This is a genomic window from Haemophilus parainfluenzae (assembly GCF_014931275.1).
In the GTDB taxonomy this organism is placed as follows: Bacteria; Pseudomonadota; Gammaproteobacteria; order Enterobacterales; family Pasteurellaceae; genus Haemophilus_D.
Map to the genome: position 1 here is coordinate 240,072 of NZ_CP063110.1, position 17,918 is coordinate 257,989.

General features: G+C 41.4%; 15 protein-coding genes. 4 read left to right on the forward strand and 11 right to left on the reverse strand.

The window, feature by feature from the left end; genetic code table 11:
* Positions 1-89 precede the first annotated feature (89 nt).
* Positions 90-1,508, reverse strand: coding sequence for a type I glutamate--ammonia ligase (gene glnA, locus INQ00_RS01205; RefSeq protein ID WP_049367301.1), 1,419 nt, complete (start codon positions 1,506-1,508; stop codon positions 90-92).
* 249 nt (positions 1,509-1,757) lie between these two features.
* On the opposite strand from glnA, the gene typA reads away from it, so the two are divergent.
* Positions 1,758-3,608, forward strand: coding sequence for a translational GTPase TypA (typA, locus tag INQ00_RS01210; protein WP_046952649.1), 1,851 nt, complete (start codon positions 1,758-1,760; stop codon positions 3,606-3,608).
* 83 nt (positions 3,609-3,691) lie between these two features.
* Here the strand turns inward: typA and rdgC are convergent, their stop codons facing one another.
* Positions 3,692-4,603: a recombination-associated protein RdgC gene (gene rdgC, locus INQ00_RS01215; protein ID WP_197547055.1), complete on the reverse strand. Its 912-nt coding sequence runs from the start codon at positions 4,601-4,603 to the stop codon at positions 3,692-3,694.
* A 68-nt stretch (positions 4,604-4,671) separates the two neighbouring features.
* Here rdgC and proC point away from each other — a divergent pair, with 68 nt between their 5' ends.
* The 3 genes from proC to xerD are packed head-to-tail and all read left to right on the forward strand — an operon-like array spanning position 4,672 to position 7,543.
* Positions 4,672-5,487, forward strand: a complete 816-nt coding sequence (proC, locus tag INQ00_RS01220) for a pyrroline-5-carboxylate reductase (RefSeq protein ID WP_197547485.1) — start codon at positions 4,672-4,674, stop codon at positions 5,485-5,487.
* Entirely contained in the window at positions 5,487-6,647 is a 1,161-nt protein-coding gene (locus tag INQ00_RS01225) for a 3-phenylpropionate MFS transporter (protein ID WP_197547056.1), read from the forward strand. The genes proC and INQ00_RS01225 overlap by 1 nt, the downstream gene beginning before the upstream one ends.
* A 2-nt stretch (positions 6,648-6,649) precedes the next feature.
* Positions 6,650-7,543: a site-specific tyrosine recombinase XerD gene (gene xerD, locus INQ00_RS01230; protein WP_197547057.1), complete on the forward strand. Its 894-nt coding sequence runs from the start codon at positions 6,650-6,652 to the stop codon at positions 7,541-7,543.
* 56 nt (positions 7,544-7,599) lie between these two features.
* Here xerD and INQ00_RS01235 read toward each other — a convergent pair whose 3' ends face one another.
* The 9 genes from INQ00_RS01235 to epmB all read right to left on the reverse strand — a co-directional run bounded on the left by INQ00_RS01235 (position 7,600) and on the right by epmB (position 17,899).
* Positions 7,600-8,730 (reverse strand): glycerate kinase, encoded by a 1,131-nt coding sequence (locus INQ00_RS01235; RefSeq protein WP_197547058.1) that lies wholly within the window; start codon positions 8,728-8,730, stop codon positions 7,600-7,602.
* A 14-nt stretch (positions 8,731-8,744) separates the two neighbouring features.
* Positions 8,745-10,001: a GntP family permease gene (locus INQ00_RS01240; protein ID WP_197547059.1), complete on the reverse strand. Its 1,257-nt coding sequence runs from the start codon at positions 9,999-10,001 to the stop codon at positions 8,745-8,747.
* A gap of 114 nt (positions 10,002-10,115) precedes the next feature.
* On the reverse strand, positions 10,116-10,472 hold the full coding sequence (locus tag INQ00_RS01245) for a diacylglycerol kinase (RefSeq protein WP_197547060.1): 357 nt from the start codon (positions 10,470-10,472) through the stop codon (positions 10,116-10,118).
* A 20-nt stretch (positions 10,473-10,492) separates the two neighbouring features.
* Positions 10,493-12,742, reverse strand: coding sequence for a GTP diphosphokinase (gene relA / locus INQ00_RS01250; protein WP_049367291.1), 2,250 nt, complete (start codon positions 12,740-12,742; stop codon positions 10,493-10,495).
* Between the two features lie 101 nt (positions 12,743-12,843).
* A complete protein-coding gene (gene rlmD, locus INQ00_RS01255) occupies positions 12,844-14,154 on the reverse strand; it encodes a 23S rRNA (uracil(1939)-C(5))-methyltransferase RlmD (protein WP_049367290.1) in 1,311 nt (436 codons plus the stop codon).
* Positions 14,155-14,190: 36 nt separating this feature from the next.
* Complete coding sequence (recO, locus tag INQ00_RS01260) at positions 14,191-14,895, reverse strand: DNA repair protein RecO (protein ID WP_049367288.1); 705 nt, start codon at positions 14,893-14,895, stop codon at positions 14,191-14,193.
* Between the two features lie 7 nt (positions 14,896-14,902).
* Positions 14,903-15,310, reverse strand: a complete 408-nt coding sequence (locus INQ00_RS01265; protein WP_049364780.1) for an MliC family protein — start codon at positions 15,308-15,310, stop codon at positions 14,903-14,905.
* A 105-nt stretch (positions 15,311-15,415) separates the two neighbouring features.
* Positions 15,416-16,807 carry an opacity-associated protein OapA gene (gene oapA / locus INQ00_RS01270; protein WP_197547061.1) on the reverse strand — a complete coding sequence of 464 codons (1,392 nt, stop codon included), beginning with the start codon at positions 16,805-16,807 and terminating at the stop codon, positions 15,416-15,418.
* A gap of 75 nt (positions 16,808-16,882) precedes the next feature.
* Entirely contained in the window at positions 16,883-17,899 is a 1,017-nt protein-coding gene (gene epmB / locus INQ00_RS01275) for an EF-P beta-lysylation protein EpmB (RefSeq protein ID WP_197547062.1), read from the reverse strand.
* Positions 17,900-17,918: the final 19 nt, after the last annotated feature.

Consider the following 17,918-nt stretch of genomic DNA (forward strand, 5'->3'; position numbering starts at 1 on the left):
AACAAAATAAGCTATTGATATAAATAAAAAAAGGCATCACTTAGTAAATGATACCTTTTATACATTAAAATCAATTAATTATATATTAATTAAGCATAATACATCTCGAACTCAACCGGATGTGGTGTCATATTTAAACGTTCCACGTCTTTACGTTTAACGCTAATAAATGCTTCGATAAAGTCTTTAGCAAATACGCCACCTTGAGTTAAGAACTCATAGTCTTTTTCTAATGAATTCAACGCTTCTTCTAATGAGCTCGCAACTGCTGGAATATCTTTTAATTCTTCTGGTGGAAGATCATAAAGATTTTTATCCATTGCATCACCTGGATGAATTTTGTTTACCACACCATCAAGGCCTGCCATCAATAACGCAGCGAATGCAAGATATGGGTTTGCCAATGGATCTGGGAAACGTGCTTCAATACGAATTGCCTTCGGATTGGTTACTGCAGGGATACGGATTGAAGCAGAACGGTTGCTTGCAGAGTAAGCCAACAATACTGGCGCTTCAAAACCTGGTACTAAACGTTTATATGAATTCGTACTTGGGTTAGTGAATGCATTTAATGCTTTAGCATGCTTAATAATACCGCCAATGTAATAAAGTGCGGTTTCAGAAAGACCTGCATATTTATCACCTTGGAAAATATTTTTACCGTCTTTGCTTAATGACATATTACAGTGCATACCCGAACCATTATCACCTGTGATTGGTTTTGGCATAAAGCAAGCGGTTTTACCATGTTCTAATGCAACGTTTTGCACCACATATTTATAGATTTGAGTTTCATCCGCTTTCAAGGTTAAGCTATTGAATTTCGTTGCAATTTCATTTTGACCTGCAGTCGCCACTTCATGGTGGTGAGCTTCTACTACTAAGCCCATTTCTTCTAAAATCAAACACATTTCAGAGCGAATATCGTGTGCCGTATCAATTGGAGCAACTGCACAGTAACCACCTTTTTTCAATGGACGATAAGCATTGTTACCACCTTCGTATTTTTTATTGGTGTTCCATGCTGCTTCAATGTCATCAACGGCAAAAGAAGCGCGGTTCATTGATACATCAAAACGTACATCATCAAATAAGAAGAACTCGGGTTCAGGACCAAAGAATGCTTGATCCGCAATACCGATTGAACGCATATAGTTTTCGGCACGAATGGCAATTGAACGCGGGTCACGATCATAGCTTTGCATGGTCGTTGGTTCATAAATACTACAACGAATAGAGAGAGTTGGGATCTGCGCAAATGGATCAACTACCGCAGTCTCAGCGATTGGCATTAAAAGCATATCGGCTTTGTTAATAGTTTTCCAACCTTCAACAGAAGAGCCATCGAACATTTTGCCATCTTCAAACATATCTTCATCAACAAGGCTAACTGGGATAGAAACGCCATGTTCTTTACCTTTAATGTCGGTGAAACGAAGTAGCGCGAACTTAATATCGTTCTCTTCGATCAGTTTGAATACGTTGGCAATTGCATTTGCATTTGGCATAAGGAGTCCTCTATTTTGCTATGTATATAATCTTTATAAAAATTAAAAGAGCATTATAACGCAACCGCTTACTTTTTTCATGGGATTTATTTTAAACACTGGCATAGCAGAGTAACGAAATATCGTGTATAATTTTTGCCCTTTCGAGATTCTCGTAGGGTGAGTTTGACTCACCAATTTAAACTACTTGGACTATTCGGTGGCATAAAAATCCCACCCTACAAAACTTAAACTTTAAGAACGTAATAAATGAAAAACGACATTGATATTAATAAATTGCGCAATATCGCAATTATCGCTCACGTTGACCATGGTAAAACCACCCTCGTTGACAAACTTCTTCAACAATCCGGTACATTTGAATCAACTCGTGGTGATGTTGATGAACGCGTAATGGACTCAAACGATCTTGAAAAAGAACGTGGCATTACCATTCTTGCAAAAAATACCGCAATTAACTGGAATGGCTATCGCATTAACATCGTAGATACTCCAGGACATGCCGACTTCGGTGGTGAAGTAGAACGTGTACTTTCTATGGTGGATTCTGTACTTTTAGTCGTGGATGCCTTTGATGGCCCAATGCCACAAACACGTTTCGTAACCCAAAAAGCCTTTGCTCACGGTTTAAAACCAATCGTAGTTATCAACAAAGTTGACCGTCCAGGCGCGCGTCCTGATTGGGTTGTGGATCAAGTATTCGATTTATTCGTTAACCTTGGTGCAACCGATGAGCAATTAGACTTCCCAATTATCTATGCTTCAGCATTAAATGGTGTCGCTGGGCTTGAACACGAAGAATTAGCGGAAGACATGACGCCGTTATTTGAAGCGATCGTTCAACACGTTGAGCCACCAAAAGTGGAACTTGATGCGCCATTCCAAATGCAAATTTCCCAATTAGACTATAACAGCTATGTGGGTGTTATCGGTATCGGTCGTATCAAACGTGGTGCAATCAAACCAAACCAACCTGTAACGATTATTGATGGTGAAGGCAAAACTCGCCAAGGTCGTGTAGGTCAAGTATTAGGTCATCTTGGTTTACAGCGTTATGAAGAAGATGTTGCTTACGCAGGCGATATTATTGCGATTACCGGTTTAGGTGAATTAAATATATCGGATACTATTTGCGATATCAACGCAGTTGAAGCCTTACCTTCGTTAACCGTTGATGAACCAACTGTAACCATGTTCTTCTGTGTAAATACTTCACCGTTTGCGGGTCAAGAAGGTAAATATGTGACTTCTCGTCAAATTCTTGAACGTTTAAACAAAGAGTTAGTTCACAACGTAGCATTACGCGTAGAAGAAACACCAAACCCTGATGAATTCCGTGTTTCTGGTCGTGGTGAATTACACCTTTCTGTATTAATTGAAAATATGCGTCGTGAAGGTTATGAACTTGCGGTTTCGCGTCCTAAAGTAATTTATCGTGAAATCAACGGTAAAAAACAAGAGCCTTATGAGCAAGTGACCATCGACGTAGAAGAACAACACCAAGGCTCTGTTATGGAAGCATTAGGTATCCGTAAAGGTGAAGTTCGCGATATGATGCCGGATGGCAAAGGTCGTGTACGTTTAGAATACATCATTCCAAGCCGTGGCTTAATCGGTTTCCGTGGTGAATTCATGACGATGACATCCGGTACAGGTTTACTTTACTCCAGTTTCGATCACTACGATGACATCAAACCAGGTGAAATCGGTCAACGTAAAAACGGTGTATTAATTTCTAACGCGACAGGTAAAGCATTAGCTTATGCGCTATTTGGTTTACAAGAGCGTGGTAAATTAATGATCGAAGCTAACGTAGAAGTTTACGAAGGCCAAATCATCGGTATTCACAGCCGTACAAACGACTTAACCGTAAACTGTTTACAAGGTAAAAAACTCACCAATATGCGTGCATCAGGTAAAGATGATGCCATCGTATTAACTACGCCGGTGAAATTCTCCCTTGAGCAAGCTATCGAATTTATCGATGACGACGAATTAGTAGAAGTAACACCTGAATCGATCCGTATCCGTAAAAAACTCTTAACGGAAAACGATCGTAAACGTGCAAACCGTACGACAACTAGTACGAGTACACACTAATTAAAAACGTGCGGAAATTTGACCGCACTTTTAAACAAACAAAAGGCGAACATGATGTTCGCCTTTTTATTTCATGATTAAAACTAGCCTAATCTGACTTTCTCGCCACCGAATTCATCGAGTAAGTTTTCTGTCAGTTTAGATAAAATGCCCGTCATTAATACAAAATCAGCATCAAAGCGTTGTGCATAATCTTCTTTTAAAATATCCGCATTTTTCTCACGCACCGCATCGGCAAATTTTAAACGTTTGAGCGTGCAATCTTCATTAAATACAAAAGTCAGTGTATCTTCCCACTCCAATGCGAGCTTACTCACCACTTTTTTGCCATCTTGTAGAAGCGCAAGAATCTCTTCATTTTCTAAAGGCTGTTTCTTACAACGGATCACACTGTCTTCTTGGCTTCCACGCAATTCAGCCTCCTCTAACGCCACCAACCAATGAGGGATTTTTTCCTGCACAATCCAATCCGTTAAAATGGTCGAAGGTTCATTCGCAAAAGCCAACGGAACAACGGGTAATGAACCAAGAGATTTACGCAATAATGCTAAGGCATCTTCTGCACGTTTACTGGATGCAGAATCGACATGAACAAGATTATTTTCGGTATCAATCCACACAGCAGTTTGCTGATTTTTAGTGAATGCACGCGGCAATAAATTCATCACCACATCATCTTTCAACGTTTGTTTTTCCGTTTTTTTCAATTTGCGGTTTTCTTTTTGCTCAAGGCTTTCAATGCGTTCATCTAATTCACGTTTCACCACATTCGCCGGCAATATTTTCTCTTCTTTTTTCGCGACCAACAAAATGTGTTTACCGACTGAAAAATGCAATAACTCGCTGCCTCTCAAGGGGCTCGCCCAACCGAATTTACTTTGATCTTGTGAGCCACAGGGATGAAATTCACAATCTGACAACTGGCGTTGCAATTCATTAAGATCCCAATCTAAGGGCTTAGTCAGCCTATATGACATTAAATTTTTAAACCACATCGTAACACTTCCTTCATAATAGGGTAAAATACGCGACATTGTAGCCCATAAACTCACGGGAAAAAATGATGCAACAAAAATTAATTGCCTTCATCGGTGGTGGCAATATGGCGCAAGCCATTGTGTTAGGCCTATTAAAACAAGGTTATCCAGCCGACAAAATTATCGTTAATGATCCGAATGAAGAGAAACGTGCTTTTTTTGCTCAATATGGCGTCGCGGTTTCTACGGATAACGAGCAATCCATCACACAATCTCAAGTAGTCTTATTTGCGGTTAAACCGCAAGTCCTCGCTGATGTTTGCAAGCCATTAAGTGCGGTTGATTTTTCTGATAAATTAATCATTTCCATTGCTGCGGGTATTTCGACTGCTCGATTAGCCGAACTCATTCCAACAGCAAAATCCATTGTTCGCGTGATGCCAAATACGCCCGCATTAGTGGGTGAAGGCATGGCTGGCTTATTTGCGGACAAAAACACACCTGAAACTGACCGCACTTTTGCGGAAGATTTACTTTCAGCTGTAGGAAAAACCACTTGGGTGACGGATGAAGATCAAATGCATGCGATCACCGCTGCATCAGGCAGTAGCCCTGCTTACTTCTTCCAATTTTTAGAAGCAATGCAACAAGGCCTAATGGAAATGGGATTAGATGAAAAGCAAGCTCGTGAGTTGGTACAACAAGCTATGTTAGGCTCGGCGAAGCTAGTGAGTGAAAATCCACAGACGGCTCTTTCCACTTTACGAGAAAATGTCACCTCAAAAGGCGGTACTACGGCAGCTGCGTTAAATGTATTTAATCAACATCAATTTAACGACATCATTAAACAAGCGATGCAAGCCTGCGTGGCACGCTCACAAGAAATGGAAAAATTATTCTAATGCAAGTTCGTCCTTTTACCTGGCTCACCCTGAGCTTTTTTGGTTACTATTGTGCCTACGGTGTGTTTCTTCCCCTTTTCCCTACGTGGTTGAAAACGCAATCTTATAGTGAAGAAAGCATCGGTTTATTGCTGGCCTGTGGTTATATTTTCCGTTTTAGCGGCAGTATTTTATTTTCTGGCTTGATAAAACGCGTTTCCCTTTTAGTGAATGGCTTACGTTACTTAGCTGTTGCCAGTGCTGTCACTATGGCGTTAATCGGGCTCATGTCGCATAATTTCTGGTTATTATTTATTGGACTTGCGTTGTATTCCATGGTGAATGCGGCGGGCATGCCGATTGGTGATAGCCTAGCCAGTACGTGGCAACAACAAATTCATTTAGATTACGGCAAAGTACGCTTGATTGGCTCCTTTGCATTTGTTGTCGGCGTGATGATGTTTGGGTATTTAGCGGGGATGGTTGGTGAGCAATACATCACATGGATGATTACGGGCATACTTATTTTCTATAGCATTGTGCAATTACTTCATCCCAATCCAATGCCACAAGATGAGCCACAAAGTGCGGTTGAAAATTCCGTTGGATTTTTAGGCTTACTCAAAAATAAAACGACACTTCGTTTATTTATTGCTATTGCACTGATTCAAGGATCGCATGCCGCTTATTACTCATATAGCACTATCTTCTGGACAAGTCATGGTCACTCTGTTTCCGATGCAGGCTTATTTTGGGGAATCAGCGTATTAGTAGAAATTGTCGTTTTTTTCTTCTCCACCCGATTATTCAAAAATTGGAGTATTACTGCCCTTTTCTATCTCACAGGCATAGCCGCCATCATACGTTGGCTTGCTTTCGGTTATGCTGACACCTTTGTTGAAATCGTTCTATTGCAATGTTTTCACAGCCTCACTTATGTGGCTGGGCATTACGCGACTGTGCGTTATATCACGACTCAACCACAAACCCATATTGCGAAATTACAAGGTTTATACAATGCTTTAGCGGGATGTGCAGCCATTGCCATTTTCACCGCACTTTCTGGAGTGCTTTATCCAATTTCGCCAGTTTATGCTTTCAGCTTAATGGCCGCCTTTGCATTCATTGGTTTATTTATCACCCCGCGTGGTGTAAAAGCCTTTTTACCCCATAGAGTGTAAACATGAATAACCTCACGCTAGTTGATTTGTTCTTGAATGAATATTGGATCGAAAAAGGATTGTCTGAAAACACCGTGCAGTCTTATCGTCTCGATTTGACCGCACTTTGTGACTGGTTGGATAAACAAAATTTATCCCTCGAAACTCTTGAACCATTAGATCTGCAACAATTTCTAGGCAGCCGTTTAGAGCAAGGTTACAAAGCTACCAGTACTGCACGAATGTTGAGTGCGATGCGAAAATTGTTTCAATATTTATATCGTGAGAAATATCGTACGGATGACCCAAGTGCTGTACTGAGCTCACCTAAATTGCCAAGCCGCTTGCCAAAATATTTAACCGAGCAACAAGTCACGGATTTATTAAATACGCCTGATGTAGAAATTCCGCTTGAGTTACGCGATAAAGCCATGTTGGAATTACTTTACGCCACAGGATTACGTGTTACGGAATTGGTCACGCTCACTATTGAGAATATGAACCTGCAACAAGGTGTCGTGCGGGTGATTGGTAAAGGCAACAAGGAACGTATTGTACCAATGGGAGAAGAAGCGGCATTTTGGGTGCGACAATTTGTGCTTTACGGTCGTCCTATTTTGCTTAATGGACAAAGTTCTGATGTGGTCTTTCCAAGTCAACGAGCTCAGCAAATGACTCGCCAAACCTTTTGGCATCGTATAAAATATTATGCTGTGTTAGCGGGAATCAATACAGATGCCCTTTCACCGCACGTTCTCCGTCATGCCTTTGCAACACATTTGGTGAATCACGGTGCGGATCTCCGTGTTGTGCAAATGCTTCTCGGACACAGCGATCTCTCCACCACGCAAATCTATACTCACGTAGCTAAAGAACGCTTGAAACACCTTCACGAAAGATTTCATCCGAGAGGATAAGATCAAAGTGCGGTCAAATTTATCGTTATTTTTGACCGCACTTTAGTATGAAAAGCTTATTTCAATGACAACAATCTCGCCACATTTTGAGCTGTTGAGATTAAATTCTGCTCGCCCTGTTTGAGAATTATCGGTAAATCACCCAGATTACGGATAATTGGGAACACTGCATCAATCCCATGTTCATACACCACTTCATAATCCTCACGTAAACAACCTACAATCGCGATGACTGGCTTATTAAATTGTTTCGCTGTGCGCGCTACACCGATTGGGGTCTTACCTAAGATACTTTGTGCATCCATACGGCCTTCACCGGTAATGACTAAATCAGCCTCTTTAACTTGCTCAGCGAGTTTCAAATTATCTAACACGATCTGCACGCCTGCTTTGAGCTGCACATTGGGTAAAAGCAATAAACCACCGCCCATACCACCTGCCGCCCCCGCGCCTGGTTGTTCTTGAATTTGTTTACCACAATCTCGCCCAGCGATTTCAGCAAAATGGGCTAATGCAGCATCAAGTTCTTTCACCATCTCAGGCGTCGCGCCTTTTTGTGGGCCAAAAATTGCAGAAGCGCCTCGTTCACCACAAAGTGGATTATTTACATCACAAGCCACTTCGATTTGTACGTGTTGCAATCGAGGATCTAAATCAGTCATTTGAATTTCAGTAATTTTAGATAATTCTGCGCCACCAAAGCCAATGGATTGACCATTTTTATCCAATAAACGTAAGCCTAATGCTTGCAGCATACCCGCGCCACCATCATTTGTGGCACTCCCACCAATTCCTAAAATGATATGTTGAACACCAAGGTCAAGGGCTTGCTTAATTAGCTCCCCCGTACCAAAACTGGTGGTTTGACAAGGATTGCGTTTATCCATTGGAACAAGATGCAATCCTGATGCTGCTGCCATTTCGATAATCGCCGTTTTACCCTCACCCGATAAACCGAAAAAGCTTTTTACTTGATTGCCTAACGGTGCAGTGACTTCCGTTTCAATCAGGCGACCTTGAGTGGCATCTACTAAGGATTGCACGGTTCCCTCGCCACCATCTGCCATCGGTAATTTCACATATTCGGCATTCGGGAAAATTCGTTTAAAGCCTGTTTCAATTGCATTTGCCACTTCGAGCGCGGTTAAACTTTCTTTAAATGAATCAGGTGCGATGACAATTTTCATATTCTCTCCTTAAACTAATTAAATACACCAAAAATTAAGGTGGAAACAATGGTCATAATCAAACCCACCGCACTTTCATAAGGAATCAATTTTAATCGTTCTTTCATGTCCATATTCACGCTACCGCCAGTTGCATGGAAGAAAGAACCATGTGGCATATGATCGAAAACTGTCGCCCCCGCATGAATCATTGCGGCACCAGCTAGACTACTCACCCCCAACTCTAATAGCGTTGAACTAAACACATTCGAAGCAACCGCTGTACCTGCAGTTGTTGATGCTGTGGCAAGCGACATGAGCGCACCTGAAATTGGTGCAAGGATATAAGAAGGTAAGCCCGAATGTTTTAAGCCTTCAATAAGCACATCTTTCATACCAGAATTAGCAATAATACCGGCTAAAGCTCCCGTACCAAGTAGCATAATCGCCACCGGAGCCATTTTCCCTAAACCGCTAATCGCATAGTTATTGGCTTGGCGAAGCTTGCCCATACATAATGCGCCAATCAGACCACCAAGTGGTAAGGCGATTAAAGGATCAACTTTAATATCAGCTAACGGACGAAGTGCCAGTAAGAAGATGGCAACCAAAGGCGCCACAAGTGCGGTCAAAAATGAGGGTAAATGTTGAGTATCAACGGCAACGCTCTCTTGTTCGGATACAAAAGAGCCTTTGTTTTTTAAACGTTTTGCTAAGAAGTAGGTTAAGACTAATCCAAAGATCCCGGGAATAATCCCCGCTACCATTACCGACGTTAAAGGCAGATGAAAGGTATCTGCTGCCGCAATCGCATTGGGGTTAGGTGACATCAAGTTTCCTGCTTTACCCCCACCAATCATCGCCAATAAAACGGCTGATTTTGATAAATTGGTGCGACGAGCTAACGCGAGCGCAATCGGGGAAACCGTAATAACGGCCACATCAATAAACACGCCAACAGCGGTTAAAATTAATGTGGCTAAGGCTAAAGCCAATAACGCTCTTGCTTCACCAAGTTTATGTGTAATAGTTTCGGCAATCGTGCTAGCTGCCCCCGATTCAATGAGCACACCTGCTAGTACGCCCGCCGCTAAAATTCGCATAACGGCTGTCGTAATACCCTGGGCTCCACCGATCATTAAGTTCACCGTTTCTGATAAATCAGCGCCTCCAACCAGTCCACCTATCAAGGCCCCCGTCAACATGCCATAGACTGGCGAGACTTTTCTCAAAATGAGAAAAATGGCCACAATAAGCGCAACTAATGCACCGAAGGACGAAACTGTTGTCATAAATACCTACTTATATCCAATACCGCCGAAGTATATAAATGTTTGTGTACATTATACAAAAACGGCTTATGTAAAACACATAAGCCGAAATTTTTACTTAAAATTGACCGCACTTTAGAAAAATAAAATACTTCCCCAAACAACGGCAACGATGCAAAGCGCAATGAATACCGCTGCTGAGCCTTGGTCTTTAGCTCGCCCTGAAAGCTCGTGGCGTTCTGTACCGATACGGTCCACCACTGCTTCAACTGCACTATTTAATAGCTCTACTGCCATCACGAGCAAAACTGATGAAATCATCAGTGCGATCTCAATTTTAGTCTCGCCGAGCCAAAATGCGAGCGGAATCAGAATGCACGCAAGAAAACATTCGTGGCGAAATGCAGTTTCATTTTTGAATGCACTCTTTAAACCTTGCAAGGAATATTTTGTGGAGTTAATTAAATGGGTTAATCCCGTGGTTTTATACATAAAAGTTCCTATGTTGTAATCTATAAACGTTTTGCTTCGATAACGTCGTCTAACTTCGCTAATCTGGCCAGTATTTTACTTAAACTTTCCACATTTTTCAGTTCAATTTCCATATCCATCGTTGCCACTTGTTTTTTGGTGTCCGCACGGCTTGAAACACCTAGTACACTGACTTTTTCATTCGCCAGCACAGTCGTAATATCGCGTAATAAACCATTACGATCACTCGCCACGATGCGAATATTAATATGGAAACCTGCCGCGTAATTATCCCCCCAAAGGGCTTCCACCACGCGTTCAGGATGTGCAGCTTGTAATTCAATAAATTGCTCACAATCGCAGCGATGAATTGAGATACCACGCCCCATAGTAATGTAGCCCGCGATTGCATCGCCTGGAATAGGTTGGCAACAACGCGCCATATGATGCAGCAAATTACCGACACCTTCAACAATCACATAGCCTTTTTTCTGCTGTTGGTCTGCTTTTTGTTGCGCCTTTTGCTGTGCGGTATTCGCACTTTTACTCGCCACATGACGGAGAATTTCTTGATCCGCCTCTTCAGCCGTCACTTTAATCAATCGGCTTTGCAAGAAATTCACCAACTGATTTAAACGAATATCCCCGCTACCAATTCCAGCGTATAAATCTTCGAGATTTTTTAAGTTATAACGAGGTAATGCAACCTGCTCTACTTGTTTTAAACTGATATTCAAACGCGCAAGCTCATTATCTAATAGCTCTTTACCCGCAGGAACGTTTTTATCACGATCTTGTTTTTTGAACCACGCTTGAATTTTCGCACGCGCTTTTGACGTATGTGTAAACCCTAAATTAGGATTTACCCAATCTCGGCTTGGATTCGGATTTTTCTGCGTGATGATATCCACTTGCTCACCCATTTGCAGGTGATAAGTGAATGGCACAATACGTCCCCCGACTTTCGCCCCAATACAACGGTGACCAATTTCGCTGTGGATCGCATAAGCAAAATCAAGTGGTGTAGAACCCGCCGGTAAATCAACCACTTCACCTTTTGGCGTAAACACATAGACTCGATCATCAAAGACCTGGCTACGCAATTCCGCCATCACTTCGCCAGAATCCGTAATATCATCTTGCCATGCAAGTAATTTACGCAACCAAGTGATTTTTTCTTCGTAAGCAGAAAGGCTACCGGTCGTCCCTTCTTTGTATTTCCAGTGCGCCGCAACCCCAAGTTCAGCATCATCATGCATTTGCTGGGTACGAATTTGTACTTCAATCGGCTTACCGCCTTTGCCTAATACCACAGTATGAATGGATTGATAGCCATTCGGTTTTGGATTGGCGACATAGTCATCAAATTCTTTTGGTAAGTGTTTGAAATGGGTATGTACGATACCAAGCGCGGTATAACAATCTTGCAATTTTTGCACGATAATTCTGACCGCTCTTACATCATATAAACCACTGAATTCCAGATGTTTCTTTTGCATTTTTCGCCAAATGCTATAGATGTGTTTTGGACGACCGTAAACCTCAACCTGATCAATATTTTCTTTTAAATAACCGGTTAATTCTGTCACAAAATCAGTAATATACTGTTCACGATCTAAACGACGCTCATGCAATAATTTGGCGATATTTCGATATTGTTCTGGATGCAAATAACGGAAACAGTAATCTTCAAGCTCCCATTTCAATTGACCGATACCTAAACGGTTCGCCAACGGGGCATAAATATTGGAACATTCTTTGGCTGCCAACACTTTTTCTTCTTCGCAAAAATGATTTTCCGCATCGCGAAGAAAGGTAATACGTTCGGCAAGTTTGATGATCACACAGCGGAAATCGTCCACCATCGCAAGGAGCATACGGCGCACATTATCCACTTGGGAAGCATTGGCAGAATGACTGGCGTTGAGCTGACGGATGTTATCCATCTCTTCCACGCCTTTGAGTAATTTGGTGATTTTAGGACCAAAATCTTCTTGAATTTGTTCCCAATCTACGAGTTGATTGGCCACTAATGGGAATAGCATCGCAGTGAGCAAACTCTCACTGTCCATATTCATTTCATGCAGGATTTCCACCATTTCCACACCGGATTGCAATGTGAACACTGCATTTTCCATTTTATCGGCGTGTTCAGCTATTTTAGCTTGAGCGTAATACCAGGCATCAATCAGGGATTTTTCAGTGGCGGCAGGAAGTTTAAGGCTCGAACACCATTGCTCGATCACAAAATCTTGCGGATTTAATAAGTGAGAACCACGAACTGCAACCATAATACCCCCTTGTTGATGAATATGGCTCGGTGACATCCTGTCAACCGAGTTGTCTTTTTAAGACAACAAAAAAGTCTGACTATTCTATCAGAATTTACACTTTATTTGATAAATAATGTCACCGACTCCAAATGACTAGTATGCGGGAACATATCAATCATTGCCGTTTTGATGATACGATAACCGAAAGAGCGAAGTATTTCTGCATCTCGTACTAAGGTTGCAGGGTTGCAAGATACATAAAGAATGCTTTCCGCACCTAGCTCACATAAGGCATTCAGTGCAAAAGCGGCACCGCTACGAGGCGGATCGAGAAGAATTTTATTGAAATGTTGTTTGGCCCAAGGTTGTTCTGAAAAAGCTTGGTCTAAATCGGCTTGATAAAATTCAACATTCTCAATATGGTTAAACTGTGCATTCAATTGGGCTTTTTGTACCATATCAAAAACACCTTCAATTCCAACCGCACTTTTCACACGTTTGGCTAAAGGCAACGTAAAATTGCCCATGCCACAGAACAAATCTAAAACGTGATCGTCCTGATTCAAATCAAGCCAATCTAAAGCCGTCTCAACCATTTGCTGATTTAAGTGGGTATTCACTTGAATAAAATCGCGGATATCAAAAGATAAACGAATATCGTCTAATGTATAATAAGGCATTTCACCATGCACAAGTTGGATATTTTGATCATCTTGCAGGAACAAGTTCACGGCATTGATGCGTGCAAACTCGAGCAACAAAGTGCGGTCAGTTTCGGCTAAATTTCCTCTGTAACGTAACAACATGGCTACGCCATTCTCTGCTGAAACTAATTCAATATGCCCTAATTGTTTCGGGGCTGAATATTGCGCCCAAAGTGCGGTCAATTTGGGGATAAGATCATTGATTGCTTGCTCTGCCACTAAGCATTGCTTAATGCTGACTAACTGATTGGAGTTTTTCTGACGAAATCCCATTTCAACGGTTTTGTTTTTAGCATTCCACAGTAAACTTAATCGTACTCGACGACGATAAGCCCATTGTTCGCCACAAATCATGGGCATTAATTGAATGGGCTCTGCTTGCAGTTTACTTAAACGAGAAAAAAGGGCTTTCTCTTTAGCGTTACGTTGCATTTCTACAGGAATATGCTGGCCTTGGCAGCCACCACAACGCCCATAATAACGACATTGTGGCTCAACACGCTGATTACTCGCTTGTAGCCATTTTTGTGCAGTCGCTAATCCATATTGACGTTTTTCATCGGTCACTACCGCTTCCACTTTTTCCGTTGGCAAGGCATTTTCAATGAACCAGGTTTTACCTTGAATTTTGGCAACACCTAGCCCTTGATAATCTAAATCCTGAATTTCAGCGACGATTCTTTGTGTGGTTTTCTGTTTTTTTTGTGGAGCGTAAAGTAAAGCCATGATGGTGTTTTTATCTATTTGTATCAAAGAAAGGGATTATTTTAAATAAAGTACATTTTGCGTAAATAATTCTCGGCTTTTCAGCGGCTTATCACCTAAATAAGGTTTAAGCGCGATGCGGGTAAAACGTTTTGCCGCTTGCAAGACTGCCTCATCGGTGAATTCCAAACGGTGAAAGGCGAGTAAATCTCGACCATAAAAGGTCAAGTTATCTTTCACCAACGATGCGATAAAACCCTTTTCAGCACGGTATTGGTAAGTCATCGATTCATCCACTGGCAAACCTGAGCCAGCACAATGCAGAAAATCAATGCCATAACCTAAGATTTTAAGTAAATGAAATTCAAATAAACGTAATGTAGGCTCAACCTGTGGCTGAGTTGCTAAGCCTGTTAAGCATTGAAGATAATGCTGAAAAAGTTGTGGATTGGCAGTCTCTGGCTCGATCACACGCGTAATCAATTCATTCACATAAAAGCCACTATATAAAGCCGTTTGTTGCAAAGGCAACGTAATTGCTGCAGGCTCTGCTTTGGTGAGCGTTTTTAATGCACCTTTTCCTGACCAACGAAGAAGTAATGGCGTAAAAGGCTGTAAGACAGATTTCCATGCAGAACGTTTCGCACGTGCACCTTTTGCAATAACCGTCAAACGCCCTGTTTCTTCTGTGAACAAATCCACCAAAAGGCTGGTTTCACTATAAGGGCGACGATGTAACACAAAGCCGCGTTGGAGATCCATAAAAGAATTATTTGCCTGATTTTAATTCACTTGGTTGTTTAACACAGCGTTCTGCGAGCACTTCACCTACGCTAGTTTGTAATTGACTGAAGTCATCACGCTCCTGCCAATACCAACGAATATTCGCATAATTTCTCCCACGCTCAGAAATCACTCGTGTCAATTTTTCGGTTACATCATTAAAAGTAACGGTCACCTGACTAAGTGTTTTTTTACTTTTCTGTTTTTGCTTGGTATGAACCACACTCACTTCTTTATTGCCTTTACACAAATAAACCGTCGCTGAACCCTTTTGGGATTTTTTATCAACGGTTTGCACTTTCATTTTCTGTGGTGCTGGTTTGCTTAATTCAACATTTTGTGAACAAGCAGAAAGACAAAGTGCGGTCAAAATTACGCTTAATTTTTTTAACATGAATTCTATTTCCATCAAGGGTTGTTTATGATTGCTCACTTTGCAAAATGAGCAAGGATAAACAATCTTATCTAGAAAAATGGGCGATTACTCGCCCACTAAAAATTATTTTTTATACTGATATGAACCATCGGCTTGACGAATGAACTTACCGCCATTTGATAAACGAAGCTCACTCACTCGGCCTTGACCGTTCACTGAAACCTGTACTTTATCACCAGGTTTGAAACTGCTTAATGCATTACCTGCACCGCTTGCTTTTGTCATAGCATTCACATCTGAAATATTTAGTTTATTATCACGGAATACTTGCATCAGTGAAACACCTTGCGGCACCGTTAATGTTTTTGTTGCACCGGTTGAAGCGGTTTGTGCTGCTGGTTCAGCTGCTTTCACCGCATTGTGGGTTGCTGATTTCGCTTCCACAATTTGAACCTTACTGTCTTTAGTAGCAACAGGTTTCGCTTCTTGAATTTTGCTTTGCTCTTTTTTCACGGTTTGAGTCGGCTGAGCTGTCGCTTTTTCAGTTGCTGGTTTAGGTTGTTTTTTCTCTTGAACCACTGGTGTATGTTCACGACGAGGTTCTGCTTTATGCTCAACCGTTGCAGTATGTTTTTCTGCCGTTGGCTGCAGTGTTCTTAGCAATGGTTCTTTACTTGTTGCATCAAGAGTTGGTTTAACTGGCACAGGTTGATTTGCTGGTTGTTGAGCAACAGTTTGTTGTGCAGGTTCTGCAGTTTGTGATTTAGCGGCATCTGCTTTATCACCTACATATTCCATTGCTGGAGGTGTATCTGATTTAGCATCATTTGCTGTTTGTTCTGTTGTTGCAGGAGCTGTAGTATTATTGTTATCTAATACTGTAGTTTCAACTGGTTGAGACTGATCCAATGATTGGAATTGAACTGGAATTTCGTTACTATTTTGTTGTTCAAAAGACTCCACCGTATCTGAGTTTGGTTTTAGGGTGAAGAAAATGATCAGTAATACCACTAAACCCAAAATTGCAATAAATAAACGACGATGTTTTTCTGGTAACATTTGTAGAACCTTCCATTTTTCAGGTGATTTCAAGCTTGCTGCCGCAGCGGCTGCCGGTGCAACTGTTTCAGCTTGAGTTGTCACTTCTTCAACAATCTCTTCTGCAGGCGAATTTTCAAAAATCACTTTTTCTTCCGCTACGTTTTCTACCTGAACATTCTCAACGGGCTCTTGAGCTCCGAAAGCACTTGATGGCGCTGATTGTTCAGTATTTTCACTTTGAAATGCTTGAGAAGGTGAAAAAGGTTGGCTTGCTGCCGCACCAAAAGTTGGTTCGCGACGAACATGGAATTGCGTATCTGGTTGCTCTTTTTTACCAAATAAACCTTTGGCTTTATCAAAAATTGAGCCACTTTGTTGAACCGGTTTTCTTGGTGTCACAGAGTCTGTTTGATTAAATCCTAAATCTAATTCATTTTGAGATGAATTGTCGTTAGGTTGATTTTTATTATCCACGGGATTACCTCGATTTGCTAAACTAAAGATCGCACAAAAAGTGCGGTGAAAAATTGGATCGTATTTTATCGGATCTTACGCTGTGTATAAAGTCTTATTTGGCTCTCCACCGATTTCTCGAGCTAATTTGGGTACTAAATAGCCAGAAGTGAGCGCCTGTAATTCTTTATAAATTTGTAACGCTTTCTCATCTGAAATATAGAAATGGCTCGCACCTTGCACTTTATCCAACAAATGCAAGTAATAAGGCAGAATACCCGCTTGAAACAGCTTATCGCTCAAGACTTTTAATGTATGTGGGTTATCATTCACATCCTTTAAAAGGACCGATTGATTGAGTAACGTGACTTTAGCGCCTACCAGTTTTTGCATAGCCAAAGCGAGTTCTTCATCAATTTCATTTGGGTGATTGATATGCGTCACAAACACCGTTTGTAATGGGCTTTTTAGCAATAAATCACAAAATTCATCCGTAATGCGTTCTGGAATCACAACCGGCAAACGAGAGTGAATACGCAAACGCTGTAAGTGCGGTATCTTTTCAAGGCGTTCTAATAGCCACGCCCATTCACTATCCTTCGCCATCATCGGATCGCCCCCCGAAAAAATCACTTCTTCGATTTCAGGATGTGCGGCAATATAGTCTATTGCTTGTTGCCAACTCGTTTTATTGCCTGGGTTTTGATCATAGGGAAAATGGCGACGGAAACAATAGCGGCAGTTAACTGCACAGCCCCCTTTTACCATAAATAACAAGCGATTTTGGTATTTATGTAGAATATTAGGCACCGAATTTTTTTGCTGCTCATCTAAAGGATCTAGGCTAAACCCTTCGGCCTCAATAAATTCTTGTTGAGCCGTCATCACTTGTAAAAAAAGTGGATCTTTAGGATTCCCTTTTTCCATTTTTTCAACAAAAGGTAAAGGCACTCGCATAGCAAAAAGTTTACGAGCGGCGATATCCTCGGCAAAATCTTCAACAGGCAAATTTAAGGTTTTTAATAAGATTTTCGGATCAGAAATCGCATTTTTTAGGGTTTCTAACCAATTTTGTTCTTCTCTAATCGCAATATTTCGGGTTAAAATACGCACTTTCAAACAATCTCTATTT